Genomic DNA, 19,246 nt, shown 5'->3' with positions numbered 1-19,246 from the left:
GTGCCCAACTTCCCGCGACTTCGTGCCTTGGCGCTTTTTGGACGCCGGTCAGTTGAGCGTGCGGAGCCTCCTTGTTGCCGGCGTCCAAAAACCAGCACAAAAGCGGACCCCGGTCTTCGCCGCGATAAGACTACAGCGGGCGTCACTTATGAGCCGCAACGAAGCTGCATGCTGGCTCTCTTTCAATGCGATGTCCGGGCGCTGGCCGAACCTCACCGTCCCAGCTGTTTGGGATCGTAATAAAACCGCTCTTCAATGAGCTCATCGCCCCGCCAGGTCTGCCACGCGATCTCCTCCAGCGCGTGACGCCTTCGGCGTTGGTGAAGCTGAACCTCCAGCGTGTCGCGACATGGTCGCCTTCGATCAGGCTCGGCCCGATGCGGACGGCCTTGACTTCCTTGGACGCCGCAAGCACCCCGCGCTCCTTGGCGACCAGCTTGTCGCGGCCGATCGTCGGTGCGGCGTTGTTCTCATAGGTTGCGGCATCGGGCGTGTAGAATTGCTCGATCGCGCCGATGAAATCCCCGTCCTCCAGCCGCTTGGCAAAAGCTTCGACGATGTCACAGCTCGGCATGGCACACCTCACGACTAAAACCGACTATAAGTCGGTAAATACCGACCGCCAGTCTAAAAGTCAACTGGCCGCGCTCGTCCATTTCGACTAGAGCAGGGGCATGGCGAAACAGGCAGAGCGGCGGGCGGCAACATCGGAGGCGATCCTCAACGCGGCGCGCCGCCTGTTCGGGACGCAAGGGTTTGCCGCCACGACGATGGACGAGATCGCCGAGGCCGCCGGTGTCGCCAAGGGCGCGGTCTATCACCACTTCAAGACCAAGGAGGCGGTGTTCGAAGCCGTGTTCGACCTGGTCTCGCGCGACCTCGTCGTCGAGATCGACGGCGCAGCTCGCGCCGAGAAGGACGTGCTCGCGGCGATGGTCGCCGGCACTCAGCATTATTTTGCCGCGACCGCCAAAGGTCCGACCGGCCAGATCATTCTGCGCGACGGCCCGGCGGTGCTGGGCTGGGAGCGCTGGCGCGAGATCGACGCGCAGCATTTCGGCGGCAAGCTGCCGCGTGCGATCGCAGCCGCCATGGAGGCCGGCCTGATCGCGCGGCAACCGGTCGAGCCGCTGGCGCGGCTGCTGCTCGGCGCGGTGACGGAGGCCGCGGTTGCCTGCGCCGGACGCGCGGACATCGCAAGGGCGGGCGCGGAATATGCCCGCGCGTTCAAGTCGCTGGTCGAGGCGCTGCGCCTGCGTCAATGATTGTGCTAAAATCCCATCGTTTGATTGACTCGTTGCGGGCGCAGAACTCCGATTACCTCTCCAGTAGGGAGACAGGGCTATCGCATATGGCGTTTTGGGCGGCCTGAGCGCGCGCCTCGTCCTTCGAGATGACCGCTCCGCGGTCTCCTCAGGATGAGGCTGAGCGGGCATCGGCGCCCGTTGAAACCGCTGCCGCGCACTCCATCCTCATCCTGAGGGCCCGCCCCTAGGTGGGCGTCTCGAAGGATCGGCCACAACAAGATCAGCCCATATGCGATCGCCCTGCGTAGGGAGAGGTGAATCTCGCATTGCCGACCGAACTTAGCATGCTGTAAGTGACGAAGCTGGAAACGCTCCACAAACAAGAAGACTAACAAGACATGACCGCAAATTCCTCCCTCGCGCCGTCCGATCCCGAATTCGACTACATTATTGTCGGCGCCGGCTCCGCCGGCTGCGTGCTTGCCAACCGGCTCTCGGCAAATGGCAAGCACACGGTGCTGCTGCTCGAGGCCGGCCCGAAGGATTCCAACATCTGGATCCACGTGCCCCTCGGCTACGGAAAGCTGTTCAAGGAGAAGAGCGTCAACTGGATGTACCAGACCGAGCCTGAGCCCGAGCTGAAGGGGCGCCAGGTGTTCCAGCCGCGCGGCAAGACGCTGGGTGGATCGAGCTCGATCAACGGCCTGCTCTATGTCCGCGGCCAGCACGAGGACTATGACCGCTGGCGCCAGCTCGGCAACACCGGCTGGGGCTATGACGACGTGCTGCCCTATTTCAAGAAGGCCGAAAACCAGTCGCGCGGCGCCGACCAATATCACGGCACCGGCGGTCCGCTGCCGGTGTCCAACATGGTCGTGACTGATCCGCTGTCGAAAGCCTTCATCGACGCCGCGGTCGAGACCGGGTTGCCCTACAATCCCGATTTCAACGGCGCCACCCAGGAAGGCGTCGGCCTGTTCCAGACCACGACGCGCAAGGGCCGCCGCGCCTCGACATCCGTGGCCTATCTCGGCCCGGCGAGGACCCGCGGCAATCTCAAGATCGAAACTGGCGCGCTCGGCCAGCGCGTGCTGTTCGAGGGCCGCCGCGCGGTCGGCGTCGAATACCGGCAGGGCGCCATCCTGCGCCGCGCCCGCGCGCGCAGGGAAATCGTGCTGTCGAGCGGCGCCTACAACTCGCCGCAGCTGCTTCAGCTCTCCGGCGTCGGCCCCGCCGATCTCCTGAGCAAGCACGGCGTCGATGTCGTGCTGGACGCGAAAGGTGTCGGTCACGACCTCCAGGACCACATGCAGGTCCGCATCGTGATGCGCTGCTCGCAGAAGATCACGCTCAACGACACCATCAATCATCCGCTCCGTCGCACGATGGCGGGCGCACGCTATGCGCTGTTCCGGAAAGGCTGGCTCACCATCGCGGCCGGCACGGCCGGCGCGTTCTTCAAGACCAGTCCACGACTGGTCTCGCCGGACATCCAGGTTCACTTCCTGCCGTTCTCGACCGACAAGATGGGCGAGAAGCTGCATGATTTTTCCGGCTTCACCGCGTCGGTGTGCCAGCTTCGGCCCGAAAGCCGCGGCAGCCTGCGCATCAAGAGCGCGGACCCGACCGTGCCGCCGGAAATCCGCATCAACTACATGTCGACCGAGACCGACCGCACCACCAACGTCGAAGGCCTGAAGATCCTGCGCAAGATATTGAACGCGCCGGCACTGAAGCCGTTCGTGATCGACGAATATGATCCGGGCACGAAGGTATCGACGGATGCCGCGCTCCTGGATTACTGCCGCGAGCGCGGCAGCACCATCTACCATCCGACCTCGACCTGTCGTATGGGCAACGACGCGCTCGCCGTGGTCGACCAGCGGCTGAAGGTGAGGGGGCTCGACGGCCTTCGCGTCGTTGACGGCTCGATCATGCCGGATCTGGTGTCGGGGAATACCAATGCGCCGATCATCATGATCGCCGAAAAGGCCTCCGATATGATATTGGAGGATGCGCGGTAAACACTCGCCTCGAAAGGACTGGGACTTGGCTACTCGCTTCAAGATCGGCACCCGCAAGAGCGCGATGGCGCTGGCACAGACGGAAGAGATCGCGCGCCGCCTGACCGCCGCCGTGCCGGATCTCGATGTCGAGATCGTCAAGTTCGACACCACGGGCGATCTCGACCAGACCAGCAAGCTGTTGCCGCATGGTGGCAAGGGCGGCGCCTTCGTGGCGCAGATCCGCGCCGCGGTGCTGTCGGGCGAGCTGCAGGCGGCGATGCATTCGCTGAAGGACATGCCGGGCAACGAGGATACGCCGGGCCTCGTCATCGGCGCCACGCTGTCGCGTGATCCGGCAAGCGATGCGCTGGTATTGCGCGATGGCGTTACCCTGGAAGCGCTGCGCCAGTCGCGCGGCAAGGGTTTCAAGATCGGGACGAACGCCGTGCGGCGCGCGGCCTATGCGCGGCGGTTGTTTCCGGATGTCGAAGTGATCCACTTCCGGGGCGCCGCCGACACGCGCGTGCGTAAGCTCGACAATGGCGAGAAGCAGCGACTGCCGGATGGCGGCGCGGTTGGTCCGGCCGATGCGCTGATCATGGCGCGCTCGGGCCTTGATCGCGTCGGCCTTTCCCATCGCATTGCTCACGAATTCTCCGTGGCGGAAATGCTCCCTGCGGCCGGCCAGGGCATCGTTGCCGTCGAATGCGCCGCCCAGGACTGGCAGACGCGAAGCATCCTCTCGGCGATCGACGATCCGGCCGCGCATGCTTGCGCCGACGCTGAGCGCGAGGTGCTGTGGGTGCTCAATGGCCACTGCAACTCGCCGGTCGCAGCGTTCTCGACCATCGCCGGCGATCAGATGTCGCTCACCGCATCCGTGCTCGATCTCTCCGGCAACAGTATCATCGAAGCCTCACACGCCGGTCCCGCGAACCGCCCCCGTGAGCTCGGCCGCGCGGTTGCGCTTGATCTGCTGGAGAAAGGTGCGGCGGAGATCATCGAGCGCAGCCGCCCGAGGTAAGCCCGCCGGAACGGCCATCGGCGGCCATCGTGAAATCCTGCGCCTGTCTTGACGTCCTTCGCCTGCAGCGCTCGCGCCCTGCCGGACGAAATTCATCAATGATTTGTACTGTGCACGGGGTTGTTTTCGCGTTTTTTGTGGGAGCGGCCCCTGCACAGCTCGGCCTCGACGGTTCGAGACGCGCCGCAAGCGGCGCTCCTCCCCATGAGGGTTCAGGAGTTCGTCGTAACGCAAGACCTCATCCTGAGGAGCCCGCCCAAAGGCGGGCGTCTCGAAGGATGGCCGCACAGAGACCGCTCAACCCCGTACGCGCTTCAGCATCTGCTCGACATGGGCGATCGGCGTTTCCGGCTGGATGCCGTGGCCGAGATTGAAGATCAGGCGTCCTTGCGCGAAGCTTGCGAGCACGTTGTCGACCGCGCGGTCGAGCGCATCGCCGCCGGTGATCAGCACTAGCGGATCGAGATTGCCCTGCACGGCGACTTTGCTTTGCACGCGCTCGCGGATGAAGGACGGTTCCGCGGTCCAGTCGATGCTGACGGCGTTGACGCCGGTCGCCTCGACATAGCCCGGCAATTGCGCGCCGGCCCCGCGGGGGAAGCCGACGATCTTCGCATCCGGCACCTTGGCGCGCACGCCCTCGACGATGCGCCGCGTCGGCTCGACCGACCAACGCGCGAACTCGGCCGGCGGCAGCACGCCGGCCCAGGTGTCGAAGATCTGCAAGGCGTCGGCGCCGGCGGCAAGCTGCGCCAGCAGATACTCAATCGAGTTGTCGACCAGCACGTCGATGATTTGTTCGAACGCTTCCGGATGCCGATAGGCCATCATCCGCGCCGGCGCCTGATCCGGCGTGCCCTGGCCTGCGACCATATAGGTCGCGACCGTCCACGGCGCGCCGCAGAAGCCGATCAGCGCGACCTTGGGATCGAGTGCGGCGCGCACGATGCGCAGCGCCGCGAAAACCGGCTCGAGCTTGGTGAAGTCGGCGCGAGGCGCCAGCGTGGCCACCTTGCCGGGATCATCCAGCGGCTCGAGCCGCGGCCCTTCGCCAACCTCGAACCGCACCGAGCGGCCGAGCGCATAGGGGATCACGAGAATGTCCGAGAAGATGATCGCAGCGTCGAAGCCGAATCTTCGGATCGGTTGCAGCGTCACTTCGGCAGCGAGCTCCGGCGTGAAACAGAGATCGAGGAAGCCCCCGGCCTTGGCGCGCAACGCGCGGTATTCGGGCAGATAGCGGCCGGCCTGCCGCATCATCCACACCGGCGGGGTGGCTTGCCGCTGGCCGGAGAGCACGTCGATGAAGGGCTTTGTCGCGGAATGGGGCACGAACGATCCTGATGCAGATTGAAGTTCCTGATACACCGCCGAAGGCCCGGGCGGAACAGGGGAACCTGCGTAATTGCCCCGCGTTGACCGGCCAACGGAGGAGGATTTCCATGGCTGAGAAGTTCAATCCCGCGCCGCATGACAAGCACGCCGCCGATCCGCATGAGGCGCTCGCCGCAGATCGCGCTGACGCCAAGCTCGACGCCGGCCTGATCGACACATTTCCCGCGTCCGATCCCGTCAGCGCCGCCCAGCCGACGCCGTCAAAGGCCGACGCGGAGGCCGACAGTCCGTCGCTATGGAACAAGATCAAGGCCATCTTCAGCTGATGGCCCGCCGCGCCGATTTCCGACAGGTTCGCTAATGCCTTGTTAGCGATCTGCGGACGCTTGCGTCCGTAGGACTACGGAAAACCGTGGACATCGCGGCAAATACCGGCGGTAACTTCAGGGTTCACTAACAGAAGCGGCAGAGTTTCCGAACGATCGGAGTTCCTGTCGCATGAGTATCGCCGTTCACAGAACCGGATGGAGCCGCCTGCCGTTGCGGGCGGCCGCCTTTGTCGTGCTCACCTGCACGGCGATCCTCGGCGTCAGCGCCTGGCGGGAATGGAGCGCCCGCGAAACGGTGCTGCGAGGCGCCGAGACGGAAATGGCCAACGTCGCCCGCTCGCTGACGCAGCACGCCGAGGACAGTCTCGACCTGCTGGATTCCGGCGTTGTCGGCGTCGTCAGCCGGCTGGAGATGGACGGCACCGATTCCGCCACGATCGCCAAGCTGCGCAACCTCCTGGAGGCGCGCAAGAAGGCGATGGAGCGCGTCCACGGCCTCGCCATCATCGATGATCAGGGCAATTGGCTGACCTCGCCGGGCGCGATCGCTTCGACGTTCAGCGATGACGCCTTCTTCCGTTACCATCAGCTCTCCTCGAAGCGTGAGGCCTATGTCGGCCGTCCCGTGCAAAGCCAACTGGACGGCGAATGGGTCGTGACCCTGTCGCGCCGTTTCAACAAGCTGGACGGCAGCTTCGGCGGCGTGGTGCTAGCGACCATCAGTTCTAGATATCTCTCGCACTTCTACGAGCAGTTCGAGATCGGCCGCAACAGCTCGGTGGCGCTCGTGCACGGCGACGGCATGATCATCGCACGCAACCCAAGCAACGACAAATTCGTCGGACGCAGCGTCGCCGACGCGCCGTTGTTCCGCGACCCGAGCCTGCAGCGGGCCGGCGGAGCCTATCATTTCAAGTCGCCGCTGGACGGCGCCGAGCGCGTCAGCTTCTTCAAGCGCAGCATCCGCTACCCGCTCATGCTGCTCGCCACCGTCGACAAGGCGGAGCTGCTCGCGCCCTGGCGCGCGGCGGCAATTTCCCGGATGCTCTACGTCCTCGCGCTGGTCATTCTGATCGCGGTCATCGGGGCCATGCTGGTGCGTCAGTTGCAGCGGGGCCAGCGCATGGCCGCCGCGCTAGTCGAGAAAGAGGCCCATTTCCGCCTGCTTGCCGAAGGCTCTAGCGACATGGTGACCCGCATCGGGCTCGACGAGCGGCTGCGCTATGTTTCGCCCTCCGCAGTCGGCGTCGTCGGCTGGCGCGCCAATCAACTGATCGGTACGCCCGCGCTTGCCGGCATCAACGCGGATGACCGGCCGCGCGTCCAGGCGATCGTCGACGCCATGAAGCGTGGCGATATGGAAGAGGCGCGCCTCACCTACCGAAACGCACACCGGCAGAACGGTGAAGTCTGGCTCGAATCGACCATGCGGGTCACGCGCAAGGACAATGGCGATGCCGACGGCGTGGTCGCGATCTCGCGCGACATCAGCGAGCAGAAGAAGCTGGAGACCAGGCTCGAGACACTCGCGATCGAGGACAGTCTCACCGGGCTTGCCAATCGCCGCCGTTTCGACGAGCGGCTGAAGGAGGAATGGGCGCGCGCCTATCGCGACCGCTCGAGCCTCAGCCTGTTGATGGTCGACGTCGATCACTTCAAGGCCTACAACGACGAATACGGCCATCCCGCCGGCGACGCCTGCCTCCGGGTGGTCGCCAAGGTCATCGCGGCGGAGATGCAACGCGCTGGCGACCTGGCGGCACGCTATGGCGGCGAGGAATTCGCTATGTTGCTGCCGAATACCGATGCCGCGGGTTGCGCCAGAATTGGCGATCGGATCCGCCGGGCGATCCGCGAGGCCGGTCTCGTCCACACCTCAAATCATGCGACGGGCTTCGTGACGGCTTCGCTTGGCGGCGCGGCCTGCCGACCGGCGCTGGAACGTACGGCAGGGGTCGGCTCGCTCGTCGAGGCCGCCGATCAGGCGCTCTACGCCGCAAAGGAGGCCGGGCGTAACCGGCTGATGATGTCGGGCGAGGTGACCAGCCTGCTGCCGAAGGCGTCAGGCCTGTAGCTTTTGCTTCAATAATGCGGCGGGCGCTCGTTGGCGGCGCCAGGCGTATTGGCCTCGGCCTCCTGAAGCCGTTCACCGAGTTGCACGAGCTGTCGCGTCAGCGCGTCGATCTGCTTCCACTGCGCGGTGATGGTCTGGTTCAGGGTTTCGATGGTGTCGTCCTGATAGGCCAGCCGCGCCTCCAGCGCGTCAATGCGCTCGCTGAGCGTCCTGATCTCATTCGTCACGTGTCGTGTCCTTGTCCCGTTCTCGCAAGCCATGTTCTCGCAAGCCAGTTTCTCGTAAACCATGGCCGAGCGCGACGCGCTCGTCGAACACGAAGCATTCGCCCCGCCAGCGGCTTTGCGCCTCCGGCACCTGTTCCAGATATTTCAGGATGCCGCCCTTGAGGTGATAGACTTGGGCAAAGCCGCGCGCCAGCAGATGCGCGCTGGCCTTCTCGCAGCGAATGCCGCCGGTGCAGAACATTGCGATCCTGCGGTGCTTTTCCGGATCGAGCTGTCGTGCCGCAAAGTCCTTGAACTGGCCAAAGCTCTTGAGACCGGGATCGACCGCGCCCTCAAACGTTCCCATGGCGACTTCGAAGGCGTTGCGGGTATCGAGCAGCAGCGTATCGGGTGCCTCGATCAGCGCGTTCCAATCGGCGGCATCGACGTAGATGCCGACCCGGTAGGTCGGATCGGCGGCCTCGTCCCCGAGCGTGACGATCTCCTTCTTCAGCCGCACCTTGAGCCGGCCGAACGGCATCGTCTCGGCGGTCGAGAATTTTAATTCCAGATTGTTCAGCCTGCCGCCGAACATGGCGCCGTGCGCCAGTTCGTGGGCGAAGGCGTCGATCGCGGCCGGAGCACCAGCAATTGTGCCGTTGATGCCCTCGCGGGCCAGCAGCACGCTGCCCTTCAGCGCCAGGCCGGCGCAGAACGCGCGCAGCGGCTCGCGCAGCTCGCGGTAATCGGGCAGGGCGGCGAATTGATAGAAGGCGGCGACCTTGTAAACCAAATTCTTTGAAGTCATGGCGGCTCGTTTAGCAGGCGACAAGCGCCCAGAAAACCCGCATGGCTGCAAGGGCGCAAAGGTCTATACGCCCAGCGGATGGCAGCCATTTCCCTGGTATGCCAGCATTGCCCGGGCGGGCCGGAATGTGTCATGAAGACCCCGGTTTTTCCGAGGCGGCGCGACACACGCGCCCCGAGGTCTCAAGAAAGCAAGAATTCGCATGAGAAACTTCCATTTTCCCGGCAGGTCCACGGTCCACGCCACCAACGCGATGGTCGCGACCTCGCATCCGCAGGCGAGCCTCGCCGCGATCGAGGTGCTGCGCGAGGGCGGCACGGCGGTGGACGCGGCTGTGGCGGGCTCGGCGTTGCTTGGCGTGATCGAGCCGCAGTCGACCGGCATCGGCGGCGATTGCTTTGCGCTGATCCAGCCGCGCGGCGAAGGCAAGATCGTCGCCTATAACGGCTCCGGCCGCGCGCCCAAGGCGGCGAACGCGGACTGGTATCTCGAACGCAAGATCAAGTCCGTGCCGCTGACTTCGGCACACGCAGTTTCGATCCCCGGCGTGATCGACGCCTTCGCGACCGTTTTGCGCGATCACGGCAAGTTCGGCTTCGACCGGCTGCTCCAGCCCGCGATCAAGGCGGCCGAGGAAGGCTATGTCGTGGCGCCCCGCATCGCCTTCGACTGGAAGAATCAGTTCGAGAAGCTGAAGAACGGCACCAACACCGAGCGCTATCTCCTGCCGCAAGGCAAGCCGCCAGTGGCCGGCGACATCATCCGCCAGGCGGAGCTCGGCAAGACGCTGCGGGCGATCGCCAAGGATGGCCGCGACGCCTTCTACAAGGGCGCGATCGCGGAAGACATCGTCGAGACCCTGCGCGGAATCGGCGGCCTGCACACGCTCGACGATTTCGCCGCGCACAGCACCGAGACCACGACGCCGATCGGCACAATGTACAAGGGCTACGACGTCTGGCAGTGCCCGCCGAACGGACCGGGGCTCACTATGCTGCTGATGCTCAACATCCTGTCGCGCTTCGACCTGACGAAATACGCGCCCCTCAGTGTCGAGCGCTTCCATCTTGAAGCCGAGGCCGCGCGCATCGCCTACATGAATCGCGAGCTGCACGTGGCCGATCCCGACCATATGCAGTTCGAAGTCGCCAAGATCCTCGCCAAGGAATTTGCCGAGGAGCATATCAGCAAGATCCGCATGGACGGCATGTTGGATCTGCCGAACGTTGCGCCGCCGATGAATCCCTCGACCATCTACATCACCGTCGTGGACAAGGACCGCAACGTCTGCTCGTTCATCAATTCGATCGCGCATTCCTTCGGCTCGGCGATCGTTTCGAACAAGACCGGCGTGCTGCTCCAGAACCGCGCCGGCGGCTTCCGCATCCAGCCGGGTCACCCGAATTGCATCGCTGGCGGCAAGCGTCCGCTGCACACGATCATGCCGAGTCTGCTCACCAGGGGCGGCCGGTCCGTGATGCCGTTTGCCGTGATGGGCGGACAGTATCAGCCGGTCGGTCAGGCCCATGTCGTGACCAACATCCTCGATTATGGTTGCGACGTGCAGGAGGCGATCGACATGCCGCGCGGCCTGCACTACGAGGGCCAGTATCAGCTCGAGGACAGCGTTCCGGCCGATATCGTCGAAGGCCTGAAGAAGCTCGGCCACAAGACCACCAGCGTGGTCGGCCCGCTCGGCGGTGCTCAGGCGATCTGGATCGACTGGGACAAGGGCACGTTGACGGGCGGTTCCGATCCGCGCAAGGACGGCTGCGCGCTCGGCTACTGATCATCCTGCGCAAGACAGTTCCCCACGCAGGATCAGGAAAATTTGACAAAGGGCGACGCGGCATCTGCTGCGTCGCCCTTTCTCATTCGGAACTGCGCTCATCGCCCCAAGTTATGGGGCGATGAGCGGTGCAGGCGTGCGCTGCTTTCTCAAGAAGCGGCGGAGGCCGTCCATGTCAGACAAATCAAGTTCCAGGTCATCGGGTTTCGATCGCCGTGCCTTCATGGCCGGTGCCGGCATCGCACTCGTTCCGCTGACCGCGCGTGCGGCTGTGCAAGACCCAACTCCGGCGGCCGCGCAGGATCCGGCGCTTCCCGTCGAGGTCACGCTGCGGGTGAACGGTCAGGACAAACGCCTTCGCATCGACGCGCGTACGACCGTGCTGGATGCGTTGCGCGAGCATATGGGCCTCACTGGCAGCAAGAAGGGTTGCGACCACGGCCAGTGCGGCGCCTGCACGGTGCTGATTGGTGACCGGCGCGTGGTTTCCTGCCTGACACTGGCGCTCGCGGCCGAAGGCCAGGAGATCACCACCATCGAAGGTCTCGCCACCGGCGATCGCCTGCATCCAATGCAACAGGCCTTCATCGACAACGATGCGTTCCAGTGCGGTTACTGCACGCCCGGCCAGATCATGTCGGCGGTGGCTTGCGTGAAAGAGGGGCATGCCGGAAGCGATGAAGACATCCGCGAATATATGAGCGGCAACATCTGCCGCTGCGCCGCCTACCCCAACATCGTCGCCGCCGTGAAGCAGGCCGCACCCGACATCATGAAAGGCTAGGTCATGCGATCCTTCCTGTATCAGAAGGCGACAGACCCGGGCATGGCCGTGCAGGCGCTCGGCGCAGCCGCCGTGGCCAACAATCCGCTGACCCAGGCCGCCGCACAACCGCTCGCCGGCGGCACCACGCTCATCGACCTGATGAAGCTTGATGTGATGCGGCCCGCCGCGATCGTCGATATCAATCCATTGGCGCAGGGTTGGTCCGGTATCGAGCCGGGTGATGATAATTTGCGGCTCGGTGCGCTCGCAAAAATGTCCGACGTTGCCGCGCATGCTCACATTCAGCGCCATTATCCGGTGATCGCGAATTCGTTGAGGCTTGCCGCCAGTGCCCAGTTGCGCAACATGGCAACGCTCGGCGGCAACGTGATGCAGCGGACGCGCTGCAGCTATTTCCGCGATATCTCCTATGAGAACTGCAACAAGCGCATTCCCGGCTCCGGCTGCGCCGCGATGGACGGCGTCAACCGGATGCATGCGGTGCTCGGCACTTCCGATCAATGTATTGCGACCTATCCGGGCGATTTCGCCCAGGCCCTGATTGCACTGGACGCCACGGTCGAAATCACCGGCAAGTCCGGCACCCGCAGCATGCCGTTTGCGCAGCTGCACAAGGCGCCCGGCAACACGCCCGACATCGAGACCACGCTTCAGCCGGGAGAGTTGATCTCGGCCTTCTCTATCCCCGGGCGCTGGCCGCGCTCGGTCTATCTGAAGGCGCGCGATCGGCAATCCTATGAGTTTGCGCTCTCGTCGGCTGCGATCGCGCTGGACGTGCAGGACGGCGTGATCCGCGACGCGCGTGTGGCGCTTGGCGGCGTCGCCACCGTGCCCTGGCGCGCGCGCGAAGCGGAGTCGCTGCTGAAGGGTCGGAAGTTCGATGACGGCCTGGCGCGGCGCGCCGCGGACGCCGCTTTTGCAGATGCCAAGGGTCGGCAGCACAACAGCTTCAAGATATCGCTCGGAAAACGCCTCGTGGCGCGTGCGCTCCAACAGGCTTCGACGATGGAGGTTTGATCATGACCGTTGCCGCTCCCGAGCCGAAAGCGAATATGGGCAACCCCGTGCCGCGCTATGATGCGGTTGTAAAGGTCACGGGGCGGGCGACCTACGCGTCCGACATGCCTCTCGCCAGTCCGGCCTATGCATTTCTGGTCACCAGCGCCATCGCCAAGGGACGCGTGGAGAGCTTCGATCTCGCCGACGCCAATCGCGTCCGCGGCGTGATCGACATCGTTACGCATGAAAACGGGCCGAAGCTGAAGGAGTTGAAGCTCTACAGCAACGGCGGCTATGCCGGGACCACGATCCAGCCGCTGAAATCGGCCGACATCGCGCATGATGGCCAGATCATCGCCGTGGTCATCGCCGAATCCTATGAGGCGGCGCGTGAAGCCGCCAACCGCGTCAATGTCAGCTACACGGCCATTGTGCCCAGCGCGACCTTCGATTCCCCGGGAACGACGACGGCCGCTGCGAGAGGGCAGAATTCGCAATTCAAGGAAGACCCGCAGGTCGGCAACTTCGCCAAGGCATTCGAGGATGCCGAGGTCAAGCTGACCGCTTCCTACGATACGCCGACGCAGCACCACAATCCGATGGAGCTGTTTTCAACGAGCTGCGCCTGGATCGGCGACAACCTCGTCATCTACGAGCCGAGCCAGTACGTCTATGGCCTGAAGAACGGCGTCGCCGAGCAGCTTGGGATCGATGCCGACAAGGTCCGCGTGGTCAATCCATATGTCGGCGGCGGCTTCGGCTCACGCGGATCGATGACGCCGCGCACCGCCATTATCGCCGCCATCGCCAGGCGCCTGAACCGGCCGATCAAGCTGGTCCCGACCCGCGACCAGGGCTTCACCATCGCAACTTATCGCGCCGAGACGCGGCATGAGATCAAGCTCGGCGCCAGCCGCGACGGCAAGCTGGTTGCGCTCAGGCACGAGGGTGCCGAGGTCTCCTCGCGCCCCGATCCCTATTGCGTTGGTGGCACCAAGACCACGACGCGGCTCTATGCCTGTCCGAACGTCGACAGCCTGGTGTCGATCGTACGCGCCGACCGCAACACGCCGGGCTTCATGCGCTCGCCCCCGGAAGTGCCGTATCTGTTTGCGCTGGAAAGCGCGATGGACGAACTCGCGGTCAAGCTGAACATGGATCCAGTCGAGCTTCGCCGCATCAACGATACCACCAACGAGCCGATCGGCGGCAAACCCTACACGTCGCGCTCGCTGATGGCGTGTTTCGACGAAGCCGCCAAGGCGTTCGGCTGGTCGCAGCGCTCGCCGGAGCCGAAGTCGATGGCGGACGGCGATTGGCTGATCGGCTATGGCTGTGCCGCGACTTGCTATCCGACGCAGATGGGACCGTCGGCAGCGCGCGTGCGCCTGCAGCGGGACGGGCGCACCCGCGTCGAGATCGCCGGTCACGAGATCGGCACCGGCGCTTACACCATTATCGCACAGACCGCGGCGGAACGGCTGGGCGTGCCGCTGGAGAAGGTCGCGGTCTTTGTCGGCGACAGCGAGCTTCCGCCGGCGCCAGTCGCAGGCGGTTCGAACTCGACCGCCAGCACCTGCTCGACGGTGATGATGGTGTGCGACCAGATCCGCCAGCGCCTGTTCAAGGCGATGATGCCGAACCAAAGCCTGACTGACAGGGCCAAGGAGACCGTCGGCATCGGTCAGACGCCGGCCACGCGGGCGGCGAAAAGCGATCGTTCGCTCGATCTTGAGAAGGCCTTTGATGCGCTTGGCGCCGGCGTTGTCGAGGAATATGGCGAGTGGAAGCCGGAAGACGCGCCGCTGGATTCGTTCCAGGCCATGCATAGTGGCCATGTCCGGCTGGTCGGCGGCCACAATCTGAAAGACAAAATCGCCTATGCGTTCGGTGCGGAGTTCGTCGAGGTCAGGGTGAACCGTTTCACGCACGAAATCCGCGCCCCGCGCCTGGTCGGCGCCTTCGCGGCCGGCCGGATCATGAATCCGCGCACGGCCCGAAGCCAGCTCATGGGCGGGTTGATCTGGGGCATGTCCTCGGCGCTCCTGGAGGCCACCGAAATCGACCAACGCACAGCGCGCTACGTCAACGACAACTTTGCCGACTACCTTGTGCCGGTAAATGCCGACGTCCCCGGCGTCGAGGTGATCCTGCTCTCCGAGCAGGACGATCACATCAACCCCGCAGGCGTGAAGGGGCTCGGCGAGCTCGCCAATGTCGGCACCAATGCGGCGGTCTGCAACGCGATCTATCACGCCACCGGTCAGCGTATCCGCAGGCTGCCGGTGCGGCTGGAAAATATCGAGGTCTGAGGGGTGGAAACCGCATCCGCGTTGGGCTAGACACCTTCCGCCTCAAACGGAAGGTGTCTTATGCAGCGTCTCCAGCGCGTGCTTCTCGTCCTGATGTCGGCACTGGCGATCACCGTGATCGGCGGCGTGTCGCATTTCGTTTCCACCACGGCCACGGCCCAGACCGCAGGAAAGCCCATGACCACAGCTTCAGGCTTGCAGATCATCGACAGCGTCGCCGGCACCGGTGCCTCGCCAAAGCCCGGCCAGATCTGCGTGATGCATTACACCGGCTGGCTCTACGAGAATGGGCAGAAGGGCAAGAAATTCGACTCGTCCGTCGATCGCAACGAGCCGTTCGAGTTTCCGATCGGCAAGGGCCGCGTCATCGCGGGCTGGGATGAGGGGGTCGGCTCGATGAAGGTCGGCGGCAAGCGCACGCTGATCATCCCGCCGCAACTCGGCTATGGCGCCCGCGGCGCCGGCGGCGTGATCCCGCCGAACGCGACGCTGATGTTCGACGTGGAATTGCTCGCGGTGAAGTGAACCACTGCAAACAAAAAAGACCGGCCCTGCGGCCGGTCTTTTCGCTGCTAGGAGGGTTCCGATTTTGGCATGGCTTGCCAGCGCGGCTTTGAGCTAGCTAGAAAGCACTCCAATGACCGGCCATGATCATTCGCATCCCCACCATGACCACGATCATGACGATCGCTGGAAACATGACGGCGTGCGCGTCATTCCCGGCAATCAGCTCGATACGAACGTGCCGTCCACGCCCGGCATGGACCGCGCGGCCGCGATCAATTTCGCGCGCGTCGGTGCTCAGAAATTGTGGGCGGGCACGGTGAGCATCAAGCCCGATGCCAAGACGGGCGCGCATCATCACGGCCATCTGGAAAGCGTCATTTACGTGGTGAAGGGCAAGGCACGAATGCGTTGGGGCGAGCGTCTGCAATTCACCGCGGAGGCCGGCCCCGGCGATTTCATTTTCGTGCCGCCCTACGTGCCGCACCAGGAGATCAACGCCAGCCGCGACGAGGTGCTGGAATGCGTGCTGGTGCGCAGCGACGGCGAGGCGGTCGCGATCAATCTCGACATCGAGCCGGTCGAGAAGCCCGAGGCGGTGCTGTGGATCGATCCGGTGCACCGGGATCCGAACGAGAAGAAGTAGGGCTGCTGGGAGGCCTGCGATTCTGTGCGACAGAATCCCGCGGCAAGGCCTAAAAAATATTCGGAAGCCGTGTCGGATGGCCGCTGGCCCATCCGTCCTTGGGCAGAACCCCGCCCAAGGAGCTTCCGATGCCCAAGATGATCTTCGTCAACCTGCCGGTGACCGACCTCAGGCGCGCCACCGCCTTCTACGAGGCGATCGGCGCGGTCCGGAATCCGCAATTCTGCGACGATACCGCGAGCTGCATGGTCTTCTCCGAGGCCATCTACGCCATGCTGATGACTCACGACAAATTCCGCCAGTTCACGCCGAAGCCGATCGTGGATGCCAGGACCTCGAACCAGGCGCTGTTCTGCCTGTCCGCGGACAGCCGCGACGAAGTCGACGACATCGTCGGCAAGGCTGAGGTCGCGGGCGGGGGGGCCGATCCCAGCCCGAAGGAGGAGTTCAGCTTCATGTACGGCCGCAGCTTTGAGGATCCGGATGGCCATATGTGGGGTGTGAACTGGATGGACCTCGCAGCCGCGACAACGCAGCCCGTCATGGCGAACACCTGACCGAATCTCGAAAAAATCGAAAATCCAGAAGAGGAGAATTCACGATGCCCAAGCTCGTGCCCTGCATGTGGTTCAACGGCGATGCCGAAGAAGCCGCCAAGTTCTACGTCTCGCTGGTGCCGAATTCCGAGATCACGCACGTTCAGCGCAACGTTTCGGACAACCCATCCGGCAAGGAAGGCTCCGTGCTGGTCGTCGAGTTCACGGTGGCAGGTCAGCCCCTCGTCGCGCTGAACGGCGGGATGAAGATGGAGTACACCCACGCGCTCTCGCTGATGATCCATTGCGACGATCAGGCCCAGGTCGACAGCGTCTGGAACGCGTTCCTGGTCCATGGCGGCAAGGAAGAGCAGTGCGGCTGGCTCAGGGATCGCTATGGCGTGTCCTGGCAGGTGGTGCCGAAGGTGATGTTCGAGTTTCTAACGAGCCCGGACAAGGCTGCGGCCGCGCGGGCGATGCAGGCCATGATGAAGATGGTGAAGCTGGATGTCGAGATTCTGCGCCGCGCCTTCGAGGGCAAGTCGGCAGCGTGATAGGCGGGGTGCGCTCGCCACATACTCACCGTCATCGCCCGGCTTGACCGGGCGATCCAGTACTCCGAGACAGCGCGATGATACCGAAGAGCCGCGGCGTACTGGATGCCCCGCCTTCGCGGGGCATGACAGCGGAGGTGGCGGCCTAATAATTGATCCTTAGCCCGACGCCGCCGTGGATGGTGTTGCCGACGGGTTGCGGGCCGAGTGTGCCGTTCGCAAAGAGGTCCACGATCCAGCCCTTGGACACGCGGAAGCCGAGGCGGCCGCCATACTCGAACCAGCCCTGGTTGCCCGTTGTCGGCACCACCGTGCCATCGCCGGTGACCGCGGCGACGATGCCGCTGCGGCTGGCGAATGACTGCACCCAGCCGCCATTGACGTTGGCCTCGACATTGCTGCCGTACAGATGCGTCCACTGACCACCGATTTTGACCAGGCTGGTGCGGTCGGTGCCGGTCGCGATGGTGGCGTCGAACGGATTGAACGCCACCGTGCTGTCGCTGTAGCCGGAGACGCGCTGCCAGAGCTGCCAGACCTCGATCGACGCCGCGACCTCGTCCCGGGGTGATACGCGGCTCATCCAGCCGGCGCGGCCATAGATGGCGTAGTTCGCGGCGTTGGTCGAGCTCGTCACGCTCACCGGGCCGATGCTGGTATTGTAGCTGCGGGTGTAACGTACCTTCTCCCACGGCGTCAGGATCGTGCCGACGTCGAAGAACGGGCGCGACGAGCCCCAGTCCGTGAAGTCATAGCGCAGCGCGAAGGCGCCGATCGGCGCGCTGGTGACGCTGTAGCCGCCCTCGCTGTATTGCGTGTAGGCGATGCCGGCGAGCAGCGACAGGTTGGGGGTGAGCTGCTGACGGCCGTGGATGCCGGCCGAGAACGAGCCGGCCGAGCCGAAGGCGCTGATGCAATCGCTGCAATTGACCTGCTCGTTGACGCCTAGCAGCACCGTGCCGAGCACCCGGTTGGTGATCATCTGGTTGAAGCGCTGGTTGGCGAGGCCGCTGGCCGAATTGCCGCTGGAATCCGCGCCGGTTGGCGACGGGCTCGGCGATGGCGACGGACTTGGAGAGGGACTTGGAGAGGGACTTGGTGACGGGGACGGCGTCGGGGAGGGTGAATATGTCGGCGTGGGCGTCGGCGTCTGCGCCGCCACCGTCTGCAACTGAGTTGCCAGCAGCAAGAGCGTTCCGGCTGTGGTGAGCGCGGCCGAGAGAATGAAGCGCCGCAATCGAAATTTCGCCATCATCAGCGCCCGCACAGCATGCCGTCGTCATGGACGGCGGGCGTGATGGCCGGCGAGGCGTCCGCATATTGATTGATCGAGCACAGCCCGGCGCTTGCGGCGCAGGTCGCGGCAAAGGTCCAGGGCGGCGTATTGCTTTTGGCGATGCCGACCTTGCCGCCGGTCGAGGTGATGATTGCGGTGTCGCCGGGCTGGGTGAGCTGCACGCATTGGAAGCTCAGCGTGCAGACGCGGGCTGCGCCGTCCTGTAGCACGACAATAGAGCGGCCGCGTTGCGAGAGGATGTCGAGCGTGGTGCCGCGCACGCCGATGGTCGCGAGCGGCGTGGTGATCTTGTAGGCGGTCTTCTCCGAATGTCCGGTGACGAAACGAAATGCGCCGGTGGTCATGCGGATCGCGACGTCGCGATAGCTATGCTCGTCGTTGAAGACGGTGCGATCGAGCTTCAGCGTTGCGCTCGGCCCGAGCGACAGATTGGTGCTGTCGGCCATGACAAAGCGCGCTGCGCTGTCAGCGCCGGTGCGCACGATCTCGTCGCGCAGCATGCTGTCGCCGACGCTGATCGGCGTCGCGGTTGCGGCCACGCGCACCACTTCGTTCTGGATCACCACGGCCTCGCCGACGCGCGTCTGCGCCTGCGCGCAAGGCGCGGCGCAAAAGGCAGCTGACAACAAGGTGGAGAAAAACAAGAAACGTAAATTCATTTCGCAACCGATCGATGTGTCCCTGATCGTACCGGATCGCGCGCGCTTGCGATGTGGCCAAATTATCACAAGCGGCGCGGGACGTGCGTTATGCTTAGTGACAGACGCGGTGGAATGCGTTCAATGAGGGGACG

The 19,246-nt window shown here is 64.4% G+C and carries 18 protein-coding genes and 1 pseudogene; 13 read left to right on the top strand and 6 right to left on the bottom strand.

Annotated features, from left to right (window positions below):
• Nucleotides 1-212: 212 nt before the first annotated feature.
• Nucleotides 213-574, bottom strand: a pseudogene (locus IVA82_RS13030) (nuclear transport factor 2 family protein).
• Nucleotides 575-674: 100 nt separating this feature from the next.
• On the opposite strand from IVA82_RS13030, the gene IVA82_RS13025 reads away from it, so the two are divergent.
• From IVA82_RS13025 to hemC, 3 genes are all read left to right on the top strand, one after another.
• Nucleotides 675-1,265: a TetR/AcrR family transcriptional regulator gene (locus tag IVA82_RS13025; protein WP_247386744.1), complete on the top strand. Its 591-nt coding sequence runs from the start codon at nucleotides 675-677 to the stop codon at nucleotides 1,263-1,265.
• 380 nt (nucleotides 1,266-1,645) lie between these two features.
• Nucleotides 1,646-3,271, top strand: a complete 1,626-nt coding sequence (locus tag IVA82_RS13020; RefSeq protein ID WP_247386746.1) for a choline dehydrogenase — start codon at nucleotides 1,646-1,648, stop codon at nucleotides 3,269-3,271.
• Nucleotides 3,272-3,296: 25 nt separating this feature from the next.
• Nucleotides 3,297-4,277 carry a hydroxymethylbilane synthase gene (hemC, locus tag IVA82_RS13015; protein WP_247386748.1) on the top strand — a complete coding sequence of 327 codons (981 nt, stop codon included), beginning with the start codon at nucleotides 3,297-3,299 and terminating at the stop codon, nucleotides 4,275-4,277.
• Between the two features lie 297 nt (nucleotides 4,278-4,574).
• On the opposite strand, the gene hemE is transcribed toward hemC, so the two are convergent.
• Entirely contained in the window at nucleotides 4,575-5,609 is a 1,035-nt protein-coding gene (gene hemE, locus IVA82_RS13010) for a uroporphyrinogen decarboxylase (RefSeq protein WP_247386749.1), read from the bottom strand.
• 110 nt (nucleotides 5,610-5,719) lie between these two features.
• On the opposite strand from hemE, the gene IVA82_RS13005 reads away from it, so the two are divergent.
• Together IVA82_RS13005 and IVA82_RS13000 are read left to right on the top strand one after the other, a co-directional pair.
• Nucleotides 5,720-5,938 (top strand): hypothetical protein, encoded by a 219-nt coding sequence (locus tag IVA82_RS13005; RefSeq protein WP_247386751.1) that lies wholly within the window; start codon nucleotides 5,720-5,722, stop codon nucleotides 5,936-5,938.
• 172 nt (nucleotides 5,939-6,110) lie between these two features.
• Nucleotides 6,111-8,015, top strand: coding sequence for a diguanylate cyclase (locus IVA82_RS13000; protein WP_247386752.1), 1,905 nt, complete (start codon nucleotides 6,111-6,113; stop codon nucleotides 8,013-8,015).
• Between the two features lie 8 nt (nucleotides 8,016-8,023).
• Here the strand turns inward: IVA82_RS13000 and IVA82_RS12995 are convergent, their stop codons facing one another.
• Entirely contained in the window at nucleotides 8,024-8,242 is a 219-nt protein-coding gene (locus IVA82_RS12995) for a SlyX family protein (RefSeq protein WP_247386754.1), read from the bottom strand.
• The gene (locus tag IVA82_RS12990; RefSeq protein WP_247386778.1) at nucleotides 8,232-9,014 is read right to left on the bottom strand and encodes a rhodanese-related sulfurtransferase; all 783 of its coding nucleotides are present in this window, start codon (nucleotides 9,012-9,014) and stop codon (nucleotides 8,232-8,234) included. The genes IVA82_RS12995 and IVA82_RS12990 overlap by 11 nt, the downstream gene beginning before the upstream one ends.
• A gap of 217 nt (nucleotides 9,015-9,231) precedes the next feature.
• On the opposite strand from IVA82_RS12990, the gene ggt reads away from it, so the two are divergent.
• The 8 genes from ggt (at nucleotide 9,232) to IVA82_RS12950 (ending at nucleotide 17,156) form a co-directional block, all read left to right on the top strand.
• Nucleotides 9,232-10,818: a gamma-glutamyltransferase gene (ggt, locus tag IVA82_RS12985; RefSeq protein WP_247386756.1), complete on the top strand. Its 1,587-nt coding sequence runs from the start codon at nucleotides 9,232-9,234 to the stop codon at nucleotides 10,816-10,818.
• Between the two features lie 223 nt (nucleotides 10,819-11,041).
• The gene (locus IVA82_RS12980) at nucleotides 11,042-11,602 is read left to right on the top strand and encodes a (2Fe-2S)-binding protein (protein ID WP_247386758.1); all 561 of its coding nucleotides are present in this window, start codon (nucleotides 11,042-11,044) and stop codon (nucleotides 11,600-11,602) included.
• A gap of 3 nt (nucleotides 11,603-11,605) precedes the next feature.
• Complete coding sequence (locus IVA82_RS12975) at nucleotides 11,606-12,622, top strand: xanthine dehydrogenase family protein subunit M (RefSeq protein ID WP_247386760.1); 1,017 nt, start codon at nucleotides 11,606-11,608, stop codon at nucleotides 12,620-12,622.
• Nucleotides 12,623-12,624: 2 nt separating this feature from the next.
• On the top strand, nucleotides 12,625-14,916 hold the full coding sequence (locus IVA82_RS12970; RefSeq protein WP_247386761.1) for a xanthine dehydrogenase family protein molybdopterin-binding subunit: 2,292 nt from the start codon (nucleotides 12,625-12,627) through the stop codon (nucleotides 14,914-14,916).
• Nucleotides 14,917-14,976: 60 nt separating this feature from the next.
• Nucleotides 14,977-15,441, top strand: coding sequence for an FKBP-type peptidyl-prolyl cis-trans isomerase (locus IVA82_RS12965; protein ID WP_148743807.1), 465 nt, complete (start codon nucleotides 14,977-14,979; stop codon nucleotides 15,439-15,441).
• A gap of 112 nt (nucleotides 15,442-15,553) precedes the next feature.
• Nucleotides 15,554-16,066 (top strand): cupin domain-containing protein, encoded by a 513-nt coding sequence (locus IVA82_RS12960; protein ID WP_247386763.1) that lies wholly within the window; start codon nucleotides 15,554-15,556, stop codon nucleotides 16,064-16,066.
• 128 nt (nucleotides 16,067-16,194) lie between these two features.
• Nucleotides 16,195-16,623, top strand: a complete 429-nt coding sequence (locus IVA82_RS12955; protein WP_247386764.1) for a VOC family protein — start codon at nucleotides 16,195-16,197, stop codon at nucleotides 16,621-16,623.
• A gap of 44 nt (nucleotides 16,624-16,667) precedes the next feature.
• On the top strand, nucleotides 16,668-17,156 hold the full coding sequence (locus IVA82_RS12950; RefSeq protein ID WP_247386765.1) for a VOC family protein: 489 nt from the start codon (nucleotides 16,668-16,670) through the stop codon (nucleotides 17,154-17,156).
• Between the two features lie 145 nt (nucleotides 17,157-17,301).
• On the opposite strand, the gene IVA82_RS12945 is transcribed toward IVA82_RS12950, so the two are convergent.
• Together IVA82_RS12945 and IVA82_RS12940 are read right to left on the bottom strand one after the other, a co-directional pair.
• Nucleotides 17,302-18,408: a hypothetical protein gene (locus IVA82_RS12945; protein ID WP_247386766.1), complete on the bottom strand. Its 1,107-nt coding sequence runs from the start codon at nucleotides 18,406-18,408 to the stop codon at nucleotides 17,302-17,304.
• A 2-nt stretch (nucleotides 18,409-18,410) separates the two neighbouring features.
• On the bottom strand, nucleotides 18,411-19,112 hold the full coding sequence (locus tag IVA82_RS12940; RefSeq protein WP_247386767.1) for a FecR family protein: 702 nt from the start codon (nucleotides 19,110-19,112) through the stop codon (nucleotides 18,411-18,413).
• Nucleotides 19,113-19,246: the final 134 nt, after the last annotated feature.

Origin of the sequence: Bradyrhizobium sp. 142 (assembly GCF_023074015.1) — a bacterium.
Taxonomy (GTDB): Bacteria; Pseudomonadota; Alphaproteobacteria; order Rhizobiales; family Xanthobacteraceae; genus Bradyrhizobium.
This window is presented reverse-complemented; position numbering and strand designations above follow the sequence as displayed.